This window comes from Paenibacillus agaridevorans, from assembly GCF_018604145.1.
Classification (GTDB): Bacteria; Bacillota; Bacilli; order Paenibacillales; family Paenibacillaceae; genus Pristimantibacillus; species Pristimantibacillus agaridevorans.
Window position 1 is genome coordinate 8,605,415 of sequence record NZ_CP075889.1, and the last position, 15,448, is coordinate 8,620,862.

Sequence of the window (15,448 nt, forward strand, 5' to 3'; positions counted from 1 at the left end):
TCTTTGGCATTGGGAATGAGATGGTCAATATGGCAATTAAAGAGATTCATAACAGCTACTAGAAGGGATGAAAGAGTTTGAAGCAGGCAATAAATCGTGGATGGAAGTTAAAATCACGGATTCTGGCGTTGATGCTCGTTATCAGCATGGTGGTGGGCTTGCTGCCAGTGAACTTACTGCCGGTGCAGCAGGCGACAGCGGCCGAATCAAGCGGATTCCAAGATGTTAGTCCTACGGACTGGTTCTACGATGCGGTTCTCTATGTCCAGAAGAATGGCATATTCAACGGAACGGGTGTTGACAGCTTCTCGCCCCAGGGTACGATGACCCGTGCCATGTATGTGACGGCGCTTGGACGAATGGCAGGCGTGGATGTAAGTAAGTATCCAATCTCGAACTTTGCCGACGTGCAGACGGGGATTTGGTATGCGCCATATGTAGAGTGGGCGGCAAAGAAAGGGATTACCGACGGCACGGGCAACGGGAACTTTTCTCCAGATGCAACCGTATCCCGGGAGCAGATGGTGACGATGACTTTGCGGTATTTCGAAAGCCATCAGATTCCCTATCAAACGAGTAATCTCGTAACCACGAAGCCTGCCGATCTCGCGAAGGTTTCCCCTTGGGCAGTTGACGCGGTCATCAAGCTGTGGCAAGCAGGCTTGTTCGTTGGAGATGCCAATGGCAATTTCAACCCGCATGACCAAGCAACCCGTGCGCAAGCTGCCGTTACCTTCATGCGCAGCAATGCGGTTGTGGAGGCGTGGCAAGGGCAGAATCAAGCGACGGCGACGCCTAAGCCAACATCAGCACCAACTCCAACGCCTGAACCCAGCAGCAACACCGGCGGCAACAATGGCGGTGGCGGAGGCATTAGCATTACTGAGTATGCGATTACGTTCGAGAGCAACGGAGGTACAGCGGTAACTGGCCAGACGGTGAGACAGGGCTCCAAGGCAGCGGTACCTGAAGTGCCGACAAAGGAAGGTTACACATTCGGCGGCTGGTATAGCGACAGCAGCTTGGCAATTCCCTACGACTTCACGGCAGCGGTGATGGGCAAAATTACGTTGTACGCGAAGTGGACGATTAAAAGCTTTACGGTGAGCTTTGACAATAACGGCGGACCATTGGTTAATAGTCAGCCAGTGAATTATGGCGGTACGGTTACGGAACCTGACGCACCGACGCGGGAAGGTTATACGTTCGGCGGTTGGTTCAGCGACAGCAGCTTGACAGTCGGCTACAGTTTCGCGACGCCGGTAACGGATGACATGACGTTGTACGCCAAATGGACGGCTAGATACACAGTGAGCTTCAACAGTAACGGCGGATCGACGGTGATTGAGCAGACGGTGAACGAAGGCGCTAAAGCTGCGGCACCTGGCGCGCCGACGAAGATGGATCATGTGTTCGGCGGCTGGTACAGCGATAGCAACTTGACGACCGCATACGACTTCACAACAGCTGTGGTGACGGGCAATATCACGCTGTATGCGAAGTGGACGATGGTTCAAAAAAACCAATACACGGTAAGTTTCATCAGCAACGGCGGTTCGGCAGTGGCTGACCTGACGGTGGAAGAAGGCGCCGTGGCTGCGGCACCTGGCCCCCCAACTCGGGCAGGTTATACGTTCGGCGGCTGGTACAGCGATAGCGGCTTGACGAGCCATTACGGCTTCACGGCAGCGGTGACTGGCCCTATCACGTTGTATGCGAAATGGACGATTAATAGCTACACGGTGATCTTTGACAGCAACGGCGGATCGGCGGTGAATAACCAGTCCGTGAATTATAACGGCATGGCTGCGGAACCTGGAGCTCCAACTCGGACAGGTTATACGTTCGGCGGCTGGTACAGCGACGGCAATTTGACGAACGCCTACAGCTTTACGGCAAAGGTGACTGGCAATCTGACGTTGTATGCGGAGTGGACGATCAATAGCTATACCGTGAGCTTTGACAGCAATGACGGTACGGCGGTGAATAGTCAGTCTGTAAATTATGGCGAATCCGCGACGAAACCTGCCGCCCCGACACGGGCAGGCTATACGTTCGACGCCTGGTACAGCGATAGCGACTTGCGGAGCCCGTACGGCTTTACGGCAGCTGTGACGCAAGACATCACATTGTATGCGAAGTGGACGGCTAATGCCTACACGTTAAGTTTTGATAGCGACGGCGGAACGGCGCTAGCTTCTCGGACGGTACAAGCAGGAGAAGCGCTGAGCAAACTGCCAGCCCCGGCTAAGGAAGGGTATATTTTCCAGGGATGGTTTAGGGACAGCGATCATTTGCTAATTTTCGCAGAGGGCAGTTCCATTATCGAGGATACGACCTTGTATGCGAAGTATATGGATAGCGTGGATAATGCCGTACAGACTACGCCTAGCCACTCGATGCTGGATGTTTCGCCGAACTTCACGATAGCGGTTATAGATGCATCGGGCAATCTGACGGCATCCCAGGTTAAAGCGGGCATGACGTTCAAGGATATAGCGAATCCCGACTTCGCGGGGATTACTGTCACCGAAGGGAACGATCTCTTCACGGTAGCTTCGGCAGCCGAAGGCGGCGAGTTCGTCGAGGGCAACACTTATCAACTTACGTTGACGGACGACAACCTGCGTTTCCAAGGACAAGATGCGACGACGCGCATCTATGTGTTTAGCGTTGCCAAGCAAGAAGTCATGAATGTTCCTCTCAATCCGAACATGATTTATCTGGCCTTTACCGAGGTCTCGGATATGATGCTGGATGGCGCGAATGTGGATTCGCCAGCCATACCTGTCGTCACGACGACGGTGGGCGGCAGCGGAAATACGCTGGCTGAGGCGAATGCAAGCAGTGGAACGTTCGTTTATGGCGGAAGCGCCTCGATTAAAGTTGGCGATACCGTCGCCATCTATCAAGGGGTTCGCCCTGATCTTCGCACGATAGAGACAACCGCTGAAGACGCTGGTGATGTCGCGTATGTCCAGATCACAGCGGTTAACGGTACAACCTACACCTATGGTCGGGCAGACGCGAAGCAAGTGTTGTTCAAACCTGACGTGCTGCCGCTGAGCGTAGAGGCTGACAAGGATGGAAATCCCGATAACAACTCCGTCACGGTCGAGCACACCTTGATGAACTACAGCGATAGTATGTATAAGCCGCTTGGCTTGGATGAGCTGACGACGGTGGATGTGGGCGATTTTATCGGGTTTTATGAAGGCGAGTTCGCCGTTAATGGTGAATTCGCTGATGAAGATTTGAGGATCGTCGGCTACGGGCGCATCACCTCTATTACGTCTGCGGCAGAGATGGACATCATTACGTATACCGATGCTACGGTAGAGGACGTTACAAATTCGTTCAACCTCTATCAGGAGCAAGCGATTAACGGAGACGTGCTATTGTCGGATGAGCAGATCGCGAGGCTCGAAGCGCAAATCGAGCAGCAAGCGATCGACAGCGGATTCGTCGATCAAGCCGCGAACTATCTGAGCGCCATTGCTTTGGAGACGAATGACTTCAAGGCACAGTCGAAGGTAGGTATACTATCGGCAGACACGGTAACGGTGGAGAATTTGACCGTCGTTGCTTCGCTCGGCACGAAGCTGAAGCACATTAACGGCCGAACCTCCGGCGTGAGCGCTACCTTGCAAGTAGGAGCCGATATAGTCGTCAATGGCGAAGAGGGCGCCCTTGTCATCCATATGACGGGTACCTTCATTCAGGAGATGAGTCTGGATCTCGGCGTTAATTCGGAGACGAAATGGCACTGGTATACCGTAAATACTTTTTTTGGTAGAATTCCTCTATTCCCGGTCATTGATGATTATGTGATTACGGCGAATCTGGATGCCTATAGCTATACGGGGCTCAACATCAAAGCGGAGATGGCTCTTGTCGAACACGACAAGCTGGGAGCTGCACTGGATGACTGGCTGGATGCGAAGACCTCGGGACTCTTTAGTCAAGTGCGGGACATCGCGACAGAGATCGAAGCGATCATGGCGGGCGTGCAAGATACCGACGTGGATGTAGAGACTTTGAAGGAACAGTATAAAGAGATGTTGGAGCAAGACACGGAATGGGTTCCGTTAATCGAGAAGGAAATTTTCGAGGCGAGCATGCGCGTAGCTTTAGGGATTGTAGAAATCAAATTCGAGGCCAAGTTTGTGGTCAGTGCTCAGGTTAACTTGACGATCGGGGCGGATTTCTACTATAAAATGGCAAAGCGTTACTCGGTGACTTTGCGCGTACTGAGCTTTAGCGGCACGAGCAATACAGTCAGCTTGCCGGGAGACGGCGATTATCAGTTTACCTTCTATGTGATGGGGACGCTCGGATTACGAGCCGGCATTAATCTGGAGGTAAAAGCGGGGATTGGAAGCGTCGAATTAAATAGCATTGGGATTTCTGCAGAACCCGGTGTGTATATGAATCTGTGGGGTTACTTCTATTATCAGTTAAAAAATGTGAGCGGGGTAAAAAGCACGAAGTCTTTGGGCGCCCTGTATGTTGAGGTAGGCATCTATTTGGAGGTTGAGCTCGGCGCCCAATTGGGCGATGGCTTGATTTCGACCAGCGTGGAGCTGGTCGATGAAGAGTGGCCGCTGTATACAATCGGGGAGTCCAATAATGTCTACAATTTTGACTATTCGCAGGATGAGGCGCCTCAATTGAAAATGGCAGCCCGGGTGACCTCCGCCGCTGTTCCGGAGATGCTGTTCACCATGCGTATGTTTGATTTGAAGTCAGGCGAAACGGATACCGGGAAGTATGACCTCTCGAGGTTCGATATCCAAGTGGACAATCCGAATTTCAAGTATGACCCGAAAACCCAAAAGATCGAAGTGGTGGACAAAAAGATTCCGGTGAGCGAGGGCAATCTGGTCATCACCTGGAAAGGGGCGCCGCTGTCGTTCACGTCGGAACCGCTGAGGCGCAAGATTCCGTTAAATTGGATGGCTCGAACTGGCGACTATATTCTAGAGCTGTACCCGCGGAATGGCGGAGCAACTCAGGTGATTGCCGCCCCTTATAACGCGGCGATCAGCGTAACCGATCCGGTATATTCGGGATACACCTTTGACGGCTGGTATACGGCTCCTACCGGCGGAACGAAGATCACGATTCCGAGCCAAATGCCTGCCGAGGATATGATTCTGTTCGCGCGCTGGATCGCGAACACGAATACGCCGTATACGGTTAAGCATTACTTGATAGACCCGAACACCGGGACATCGACTTCGCCTGTGATTACGGAAAACTTGACCGGAACAACGGACACGAGAATTGTGATCAACTCCGAGAGGTTCAAGGATCAAGGGTATACGAATGGCACGGTAAGCGGCGCACTGCTCAAAGGCGACGGCACGACGGCTATCAGGGTTGAATATTATCCGACGAACCGAAAGATGACCTTCTCTTTGGGCTATGAAGGTGCACAGGCAAGCAGTTCGATAACGGAACCGTTCGGTAAGAACATCGCCGGTCGGATACCGGTGCCGACGAGACCGGGTTATACGTTTGCCGGTTGGTCGCCGGAGGTTCCAAGCGTAATGCCGACTACGGACACGACTTATACGGCAAGGTGGACAGCCAAAACGGACACGCCTTACCAAGTCGTACATTTGCAGCAAGATATAAATATTCATAGCGGCACTTATACCGTTGTGGATAAAGAATCGTATCGCGGCACGACCGATGCCACGGTAAATTCGGCGGATGTAACGCCAAAGGCCTATGAGGGTTTTACCGTTGATCCGACTGCTGCGCAGACAGCTAGTATAGCGGGCGACGGCTCAACGGTGCTGAAGCTGTATTACAAGCGCAATAGCTACGCCATGACGATAAATTACAATGGTTCTGGCGAAGCGAGCAAGATCGTTAACGTGCCGTTCGGGGCAACGACAGGGATTTACCTTGGCACTCCGGTTTGGCAGGGGCGTACATTCGCAGGGTGGATCTCGGACCCTCCGATAGCTGAGTCTTCGACAACGATGCCTGCCCATAATGTCGACTTTAAAGCACAGTGGACGCGGAACGGCTACACGGTAAGCTTCAACAGCAACGGTGGGTCGCCGGTGAGCAACCAGACGGTAGAATATGGCTCCCAAGCAAGCGAACCGGATCAACCGACGAAGGAGGACTTGGTGTTCGGCGGCTGGTATCGTGACAGCAACCTGCAGACTGTCTATGTCTTTAGCGCACTGATCACAGATCATCTCACGCTATATGCGAAGTGGCTGCGCGGCTACACGGTGAGCTTCGACAGCAACGGCGGGTCGGCGGTGGCTGACCAGAAGGTGAACGAGGGAGACAAGGCGGCGGCGCCTGCCGCACCGACGAAGGAAGACTTTGTGTTCAGCGGCTGGTACAGCGACAGCGATTTGACGAGCGCCTATGACTTCGAGACCAATGTTGTGACGGGCAACTTCACGCTGTATGCAAAGTGGACGAGTGTTCCAAAAGTCAGCTACACGGTGAGCTTCAACAGCAGGGGAGGGTCGCAGGTGGCTGCCCAAACGGTGTACGAAGGCGCCGTTGCTGATCAACCTGTCGCACCAACGCAAGAAGGTTCTACGTTCGAAGGCTGGTACGATAGCAGCTTGACGAACCGCTTCAGCTTCTCGACACCGATCACGACTAACCTCACGCTGTATGCGAAGTGGACGGATAACATCTACACGGTGACCTTCAACAGCAACGGCGGGTCGGCGGTGGACAGTAAAACGGTGATTCATAGAAATACGGTAGCGCAACCTGCCGCGCCAACTCGGGAAGATCATAGGTTCGAAGGCTGGTTCAGCGATTTCGAACTGAACAATAGGTACATCTTCTCGACATCGGTGATGGCTGACCTCACCTTGTACGCGAAGTGGACGCCTTATTACACGGTGAGCTTCAACAACAACGGCGGTCCGGCTGTGGCTGATGTGAAGGTGCTAAGGGACAGCATGGTTTACCCGCCTGATCCAACGACGCGAGCTGGTTATACGTTCGGCGGCTGGCACAGCGATAGCGAGTTGACGAACCGCTACAGATTCGATACACCGGTGACGGGCAATCTGACCTTGTATGCCTTGTGGACATTAAACGTCCACACGGTGACCTTTGTCAGCAACGGCGGGCCAGCTGTGGAGAGCCAGGCGGTGGTTCCAGGAAGCAGCGCCGTGGCGCCTGCCGTACCGAATCGGGTCGGCTACAAGTTCGAGGGTTGGTACAGCAACAGCAATTTGACGACGGTCTATAACTTCTCGGCAAAGGTGAACGCTAACCTTACCTTGTACGCGAAATGGACGCAAACATCGTGGCTGCAAGTCGGCGACGAGATGAATGCGGGAGCGGGGGATCAGTCCAAAGTCGTAATCGACAGCCATGGCATTCCTTATGTGGCTTATGTGACTTGGAATTCCGAAGTATTCGTGATGAAATACGTGGATAACGAGTGGCGGTCCGTCGAAAGCTCAACCGCTCTCGAGAAATCGGGTTCGGGTACTGTATCGCTTGCCATAGACAGCTTGGACACGCTTTACGTTGCATATTCCAATCTATCCCAAAAAGCGGTCGTAAAGAAATATAATGAGGGCGCTTGGCAATCCGTAGGCAGCATAGAAGGAAGGGGGAACCATCCTTACATCGCCATAGACAAGGATAACACTCCTTATATAGCTTACATCGATGACTCCCAGAGCACCTATAATTCCATATATGTGGCGAAGTACACAGGCAGCAATTGGGAGAGAATAGACGATGGTACAATAGGGTCGAGTACAACACGTAATCTAATTATGGCGTTTGACCCAAGCAAGACCCCTTATCTATTCTATACGTATAGATCCGGGGGAGTCGGGACAAAAACAAATGTGGTTAAATTCAACAGCACTGGTGCGGGCTATGCTCAGGAGGAGATCAGTGACTCCCAGTTCCAGACAATTGGCATGTTTGATGCGTCATTCGCGCTTGATCCAAGCGGCGTACCTTATGTGGCCTATATGAGCAGTTCTACCAAAGTGACCGTGATGAAATATATGGGATCCACTTGGGAATCTGTAGGCACTTCCGGATTCACGATAACATCGGATGATTCGAAGGACTTATCCACCGTTATCGCATTTGACAGATCCGGTACTCCTTATGTTGCTTATCGAGATGCTGCAAGCGGCGGCAAAGTGACTGTGATGAAATACGGGGGTGGCAGTTGGAGTCTCGTAGAGAGGGCCGGCATCTCCGCCGATAACGTACATGGGATACGTCTTGCCTCGGACAGCAGCGACAACATCTATGTGAATTATATCGTAGTCTCAACAGGCCCAATAACTGAAGGTAAAGTGTCCGTGATGAAGTATGATCCGGACTTCCATCAACCTTGACAGATCAGACTGGCAGAACAGCCTGCTCCCTTCGGAGTAGGCTGTTTTGCTGTGAGCCCGACCGAGATTTTGCGGTGGATTTCATCAAATTAAAATGAGGCTTCTTACGAGTTCAGATCGAACTTTGCAAGAAGCCTATTTTAGCTTCGATCAGGGTCGTTCTGTCATGCAAAGCCCACAGAATAAGAAAAAATGAAGCAATTAAAAGAAATGCATCATGCATAATGAGGAAATGTGAATCCTCGAAAGGAAGGATGAATATTTCAATTCAGGTCGATTTGCAGTAGCTTTAGGCTATGCGAGATACCCAAATATCAGGAGGCGTTTGAGAAATGACCAATCGATTGAGGAATAACCTGAAGCTATGCGAAGTCTCCGATGCGAGTATGATTCTGTCGGGCCCGGTGTCTGCTCGAGGCCAAAATGCGGTTCATATATTAATGGAAGAAATTGAACGAAGAACGGGCATCCGCTTACCTGTTATGGATTCTCTTTCTAATGATCAACGGCCGCTCATCTCTATTAAAATGGTCAATTCCTCATCATCCCCAGCCTATGGTCGGGAAGGCTACCAGATTCGGATAAGCCAGTCGAACGGAAGACGGTTAATCGAAATTGAAGCGGCAGATGACAGAGGGATTTTGTATGGTGTTGGAAAGCTGCTAAGAATCATGGTTCTGACAAAAAACAAAATCGAAGTTCCAACTGATGTGGACCTGACGGAAACACCGCATTTTTCCCTGAGAGGACATCAATTGGGCTACAGACCCAAAACCAATGCTTATGACGCCTGGACGCCTGAAATATATTCGCAGTATATTCGAGAGCTTGCACTGTTCGGGGCAAATAGTATCGAACTTGTACCGCCGATCACCGATGACGAAAGAACAGGACCGTTAATGAAGTATGACCCGTTGTTTATGATGCGTCATGTTTCGGAGGTATGCGATGCGATGGATTTGGATGTGTGGATCTGGTACCCGAATATGGGCAGTCCGGACAACTGGTATCCCGCAACCGGAAATGATGAAGAGTTTATGAAACCGGAATACTTGAAGCGGCAATTGGAAGAACGAGAAGAGATTTTCAGTTCCATGAAGCGAATTGATCATATTTTGGTTCCCGGCGGGGATCCCGGAGCGTTAAACGCTCAGGATTTATTTGATTTTATGGCGATGGAAGCGGAATTGCTAAATAAGTATCATCCCAATGCGAAGCTGTGGGTATCCCCTCAAGCATTCAATCCAACGGATGAATGGCTGGATACGTTCTATACGAATGTGAGGAAAGAGCCCGCTTGGCTCGCTGGAGTCGCATTCGCGCCATGGGAGAAACATTCGTTGCCGGAATTGCGAAGATTGATACCTGAAGGGATGAAGATTCGCAATTATCCGGATATTACGCATACGATCAACTCGCAGTACCCCGTGCACAACTGGGACACGGCATTTGCGATGACTCATTCCAGAGAATGCATCAATCCTCGGCCAATGGCTATGAAACATATTCATAATCTCCTAAAGGACGAAGGAATAGTCGGGTCGCTTACTTATTCGGAGGGCATTAATGACGATGTAAATAAATTTGTCTGGAGCGGGCAGGATTGGAATCCCGACACGCCTGTTCTGGAGACGCTGAGGGAATATGCACGTTTCCTCATTCATCCGGATGTGGAATACGGTGTCGCTAATGGACTTCTTGCGCTGGAACATAACTTTGAAGGACCGATGATTACGAATCGTCAAATCTCGCACACGTTGAATCATTGGCGGAAGATGGAATCCAGAGCGGACGAACAAGTTTTACAAAACTATCGATTCGAAATGGGGCTGCTCAGGGCCTATTATGACGCGTATGTCCAAAGAAGGCTTATCCATGAGCAGGAGCTGGAGCAGCGTGCAATGGATGTTCTGTATCGAGCGAATGAGACAGGGATTATGCCGGCAATGGAACGGGCCGAAGAAATTTTGAATCGGAAATATTCGCAACCGGTTTGTACCGATTACAGAGAAAAGTGTTTGGAGCTAGCAGACCGTTTGTTTGTGCATATTGGCGCGCAGCTAACGGTGTCAAAACATCAGGGAGTCAGTATTACCCGCGGAGCTTTCGTAGAGGCGATTGACACCCCGCTAAACGATATGGCTTATCTTTTGTCAGCCTTTCAAGTGATCAGGTCCATGGAGGAAGAGTTTGCAAGGAAAGAGGCCTTGGATGCCATCATTTATAGAACCGATCCTGGAGAAGGCGGGTTTTATACCAATTTTGCGGCAGACCAGTCGTTATCGCGGGTTGAAATTGCCCATGAGTGGAAAGAGGATCCGGGTTATCTCCATACAACGCTGATCAGACATAATCCGGGTTTGCTGGAAACGGCTTATTCCATACTGAACGGCAGCAATTCGCATACGTTGCTTAGCCGGGAAACGTGTAATCGCATTCTTCCTGGTTTAACAAGTCCGCCGCTTGCCTGGATCTCCAATCTGTCTTCTTACTACTCGGCTCCAATCAAAGTAACCTATTCGAATTTGGACAGTCGCAGTTCCTACACCCTGCAAGTCATGGGACTCTGGGGAGGGGGCGTTGATATGCTTCTTAATGGCAAGAGCACGGCGGACAACAGGGTCGCGCACAGAGGACTGATGGAAACCTTTGAAGTCACTCCGGATATGATCCCGGGCGGGAAACTAGAGATTGTTTGGGTTAACGAAGAATCGGGAATCGGCCCCTACATCAACGAATTGTGGTTGAAAAAAGATAACGGTTAAGGACAATCCTTAGTCTAAACTAGATTACATTAAAGGGATTGTGCTTTACTTGTGATAGATCAAACTAGTGATTTATCAAAGTTGAGGGGTATCCTATGAAAGCCAATCGATTGTTTTACCGCATCCTGCTTTATTTTCTCACATTGCTCGTTCCGTTGTTAATTGTGTCTTTTATCTTCTATGGATATCAAGCCATGCTGGCCAAGCAAGAAGACTCAAAAAAATTAATGTACTACTTGCAGTCATCGGCAAAAACCGTTGATTTGTATTTACGATCCGTGCATGAAGTCAGTCTCGGTTTGCTTAGCAACAAGGCGATTGCAACTGTTCTGAGACCAAACGATATGTTGACACTGGAACACAGAGTGCAAATGTCGGACATATCGGAAATGATTGCGAAATCCAAAAATATTATTGCCGAGTTTACGGAAAATATCTTTTTATACGTGGACCACGAACGGATTTATACGGTAGGCGGAGTTGACGACTTTTCGCTTTTTTTCGAAAAGTTCTATGTGCATCAGGAGTATCCTGTCGATTTTTGGAAAGGCTTGCTTGATCGGCGGGAGTCTTTTGAGATTCTTCCCCCGACCCCGGTCTCCATTAATGGCCAGGGGAAGGGGAGGGTCATTCCCTTTATAACGAAATCGTACGTAAATAGTCACGATGCTGTAGTGGCGACCAATCTGTCCGAAAGCAATCTATTGAAACTATTTACGGAAAATACAATTTTTAGAGAAAGCGATTTTTTTGTTATCGATGAAAATCGGCAATTGATGCTTAGCAGCAACTCGGAATTGATTGGCGAAAATACCTTCCGCCAGTTGGATTTGGCATTTGACAATCATGAGGAAAGTTATCGGGAAATTCGCCTTAGCGACAAAAAGTATTTGCTCGCCTATGTAAACTCAGAAAGATACGGATGGAAGTATTATTCGTTGACTCCGCTCAGCGCGCTGAATCAGGAATCACGGAGCACATTTCAATTCATTGTGGCCATTAGCGTAACCTTCTTAATTCTTGGCGTGGTGTTTTCGTTTATTTTCAGTATAAAAATTTATAATCCTATACGGAAAATTAGCGAGATCGTAAACGGATTCGAAGAATTGGACGAAAGCGTGCCTTACAAAAATGATTTTGAATATATCGGCAAGAACATCAAACAGATGCATGATAAAAGTACTCAAATCAAAAAACACAGTATGCAAATCTCCCGGGAGTTTCTTGACTACACCTTTTACGATGTGTTTATGGGAAGGCCGGTCGAGCCTGATACGTTGAAAATTTTGAACAATATTCTTAAAAATGAATGGCTATTTTCCGGGAATCGCTATGTTTGCCTAAACGTCTGGTTTCAATTTTCGGAGGCGTTTTATGAGGAAGTTCAGGATACGGATCGACTTATTATATTAAGCAAGCTTAAAAATGTCGTCAGTGCCTTGAGTCGTGAAGATACTCGCGCATATGTGCAGGAATACAACGATCTTCTTTTTGTTTGTGTGGTCAATATGGACGAAGACAATGAGCAAGCGGCGCTGGACAACATTATTCAAAATATTTATGCCACTTTTTCGTTCGATTTCAAGTATTGCCGGATTACCATTGGAAGCGGCCGAACTTGCACCGAACTGTCCGATTTAAGTCATTCTTTCAACGAAGCGATGACCGCGCTGCAACGTCGCAATGCGCAAGAGAAGTTTCAAGTTATTCATGCCGACGAGAGCAAGGTCGAGAATTCATTTCTGTATTCGTCTCTGGAGGAGAATCAACTGATCCATGCCATCAACTCCGGGGACTTGAATGCGGTAACTGACAATGTCCGACTCATTATGGAGAAAAACCAAAAAAATAACGCATCCTATCATGCAATGAACGGCTTGTATAACGAAATGATACGAACGGGATATAAGCTGATGACGGTAAAAGGCATGCATTACGAGCATATTTCGATGGAGGCAAAAACATTTCATACTAGTCCGGACAAACTGGTTATTCGGAATGAAGAGCAATATGAAAGGCTTATCGCTTTTTATGCGCAGATAATGGAGGCGGAGAAGGACCGGAGTCAAAATTTGAGCTCCATTGTGATCACGACAATGGACTATATCCAGACTCATCTGGAACATGACTTGTATTTGGAGAAGATATCGGAGCAAATGGGGATTTCTACGAAGTATTTGTCGAAAATCTTCAAGGAGCAGACCGGCAACAATTTGACGGATTATATCAGTTTATTGCGAATATCCAAAGCAAAACAATTGTTGATCGAATCTGGTTTCAGCGTTAATGAGGTAGCCGAGAAAGTGGGAATATTCAATAGAACGACCTTTTTGCGGACATTTAAAAAATATGAGGGAGTATCTCCTTTGGAATTCAAGAAGCTCCATGAACAAAAAAAAGACAAAACGTCTCCTCGAACAGAAAAGGGAAGTGATGGATGAATGAAGACAGAAGCTTTGGCCTGGAAACAAATAAAGAGCAGCGGCTATTTATATTTGATTTTTCTAGTGCCTCTTGTGTACTTTCTTATTTTCAAGTACGGACCGATGTTCGGAATTCTGATCGCCTTTAAGGATTATAACGTGTTTCAAGGTGTATTAAACAGCGAGTGGGCAGGCTGGAAACATTTCGAGAGTTTTATTTTCGATCCGTATTTTTGGAAGCTGGTTCGCAATACCTTGCTTTTAAACATTTATATGATCATCTTTTATTTTCCGGCACCGATTATACTTGCTTTGCTTCTGAATGAAATTCGCTTTACGGCTTTTAAACGAGTGGTACAAAGCATCAGCTATTTGCCTCATTTTTTATCTACGGTCGTTGTAGCCGGCATGCTCGTCAATTTCCTGGCTACGGATGGCTTGATTAATCAGATCATCGCATCTCTGGGCTTTAATAAAATCCAGTTTCTAATGTTGCCGGAATGGTTCCGGACGATTTATATCTCGTCCGATATTTGGCAGAAGATCGGCTGGGGATCGATCATCTATTTGGCTGCGTTAAGCGGCGTCGACCCTCACTTGTACGAAGCGGCAAGAATGGACGGCGCGAACCGGTTCAAGCAAGCCATACATGTTACTCTCCCTGGTATTTCTTCTGTTATCATGATTCTTTTTTTGCTAACGCTGGGCGACTTAATGTCGATAGGGTTTGAGAAAATATTGCTGTTATATACCGGTCCGACCTATGAAACAGCGGATGTGATCTCCACTTTCGTGTATAGGCGCGGCTTGCTTGGCGCTGATTTCAGCTATGGCGCAGCCGTTGGACTTTTTCAATCCGTCATTTCGTTTTTGTTGATCGTAGGCGCAAACTATGCAGCCAGAAAGCTGAATGCGACCAGTTTATGGTAGGAGAGGAGGATGGAAATGAACCTAAAGGGTATAAAAGCAGGGAAGATATTTGATGCTGCGAATATGTTATTCCTGATTGCATTGTGTATAACCATATTGTATCCGATTTACCACATGTTCATCGTATCGGTCAGCGATGGTCATGCCGTGCTCAGAGGCGATATCAAGTTGTGGCCGGTGTCTCCGTCATGGGATACGTATAAGGCCGTTTTAAAGGATCCGGATATCCTCAATTCGTATAAAAATACCTTTCTGTATACGACTACAGGTACTTTGATCAATGTGACCCTGACTGCTTTTTGCGCATATCCGCTTGCCCGCAAAAAGTTCTATGGTCGATCTTTTTTCGCCATACTGATCATATTTACGATGTTCTTCGAAGGCGGAATCATTCCTGATTATATTGTGATTGACGCTTTGGGTCTCATCAATACGATGTGGGCGATCGTATTGCCTCCCGCGATTCATGTGTTTTATATGATAATCATGCGTACTTTCTTTCAGCAGATTCCAGAGGAAATTTACGAATCCGCTTACATCGACGGCGCAAATGATTTACGAATCTTTTTTCGTATCATCTTGCCTTTATCCGTACCGGTCATTGCGACGATTACCTTGTTTTATCTAGTCTGGCATTGGAATAGCTTCTTCCCTGCGCTGATGTATCTGAATGAGAAGAGCCAATATCCGATGCAGCTTATCATGCGAAACATTGTAATTGCCGGCAATGTAGCCGCGCAAGAATCGGCTGCTGCTTCCATGAATGCCATGATTACCGGACAAAACATCAAATATGCCGTTATTATTGTGACCATTGCACCGATATTGGTCGTGTACCCGTTCATTCAAAAGTATTTTGTCAAGGGTATGATGGTTGGATCATTGAAAGGTTGATGCTATTGCATTTTTGAAAGGGGGGATGCGGGGCGTCTTTGCAAAAAAGGGAAGTCATCATTCCATTGGG

The 15,448-nt window shown here is 48.5% G+C and carries 5 protein-coding genes; all 5 read left to right on the forward strand.

All coding sequences use genetic code 11. The features are described 5' to 3' along the window. The first annotated feature begins 77 nt into the window (after positions 1 to 77). The gene (locus tag KJW29_RS34375; protein ID WP_214628005.1) at positions 78 to 8,366 is read left to right on the forward strand and encodes an InlB B-repeat-containing protein; all 8,289 of its coding nucleotides are present in this window, start codon (positions 78 to 80) and stop codon (positions 8,364 to 8,366) included. 332 nt (positions 8,367 to 8,698) lie between these two features. After that, on the forward strand, positions 8,699 to 11,131 hold the full coding sequence (locus KJW29_RS34380) for a hypothetical protein (RefSeq protein WP_214628006.1): 2,433 nt from the start codon (positions 8,699 to 8,701) through the stop codon (positions 11,129 to 11,131). A gap of 95 nt (positions 11,132 to 11,226) precedes the next feature. Further along, complete coding sequence (locus tag KJW29_RS34385) at positions 11,227 to 13,572, forward strand: helix-turn-helix domain-containing protein (protein ID WP_214628007.1); 2,346 nt, start codon at positions 11,227 to 11,229, stop codon at positions 13,570 to 13,572. After that, positions 13,573 to 14,484 (forward strand): ABC transporter permease, encoded by a 912-nt coding sequence (locus KJW29_RS34390; protein WP_214628008.1) that lies wholly within the window; start codon positions 13,573 to 13,575, stop codon positions 14,482 to 14,484. A 15-nt stretch (positions 14,485 to 14,499) separates the two neighbouring features. Further along, entirely contained in the window at positions 14,500 to 15,378 is an 879-nt protein-coding gene (locus tag KJW29_RS34395) for a carbohydrate ABC transporter permease (RefSeq protein WP_214628009.1), read from the forward strand. Positions 15,379 to 15,448 lie beyond the last annotated feature (70 nt).

Excerpts from the sequence above, each read along its gene's own strand:
- KJW29_RS34380 (WP_214628006.1), top strand. The coding sequence starts at position 8,699 with ATGACCAATCGATTGAGGAATAACCTGAAGCTATGCGAAGTCTCCGAT.
- KJW29_RS34385 (WP_214628007.1), top strand. The coding sequence starts at position 11,227 with ATGAAAGCCAATCGATTGTTTTACCGCATCCTGCTTTATTTTCTCACA.
- KJW29_RS34390 (WP_214628008.1), top strand. The coding sequence starts at position 13,573 with ATGAAGACAGAAGCTTTGGCCTGGAAACAAATAAAGAGCAGCGGCTAT.
- KJW29_RS34395 (WP_214628009.1), top strand. The coding sequence starts at position 14,500 with ATGAACCTAAAGGGTATAAAAGCAGGGAAGATATTTGATGCTGCGAAT.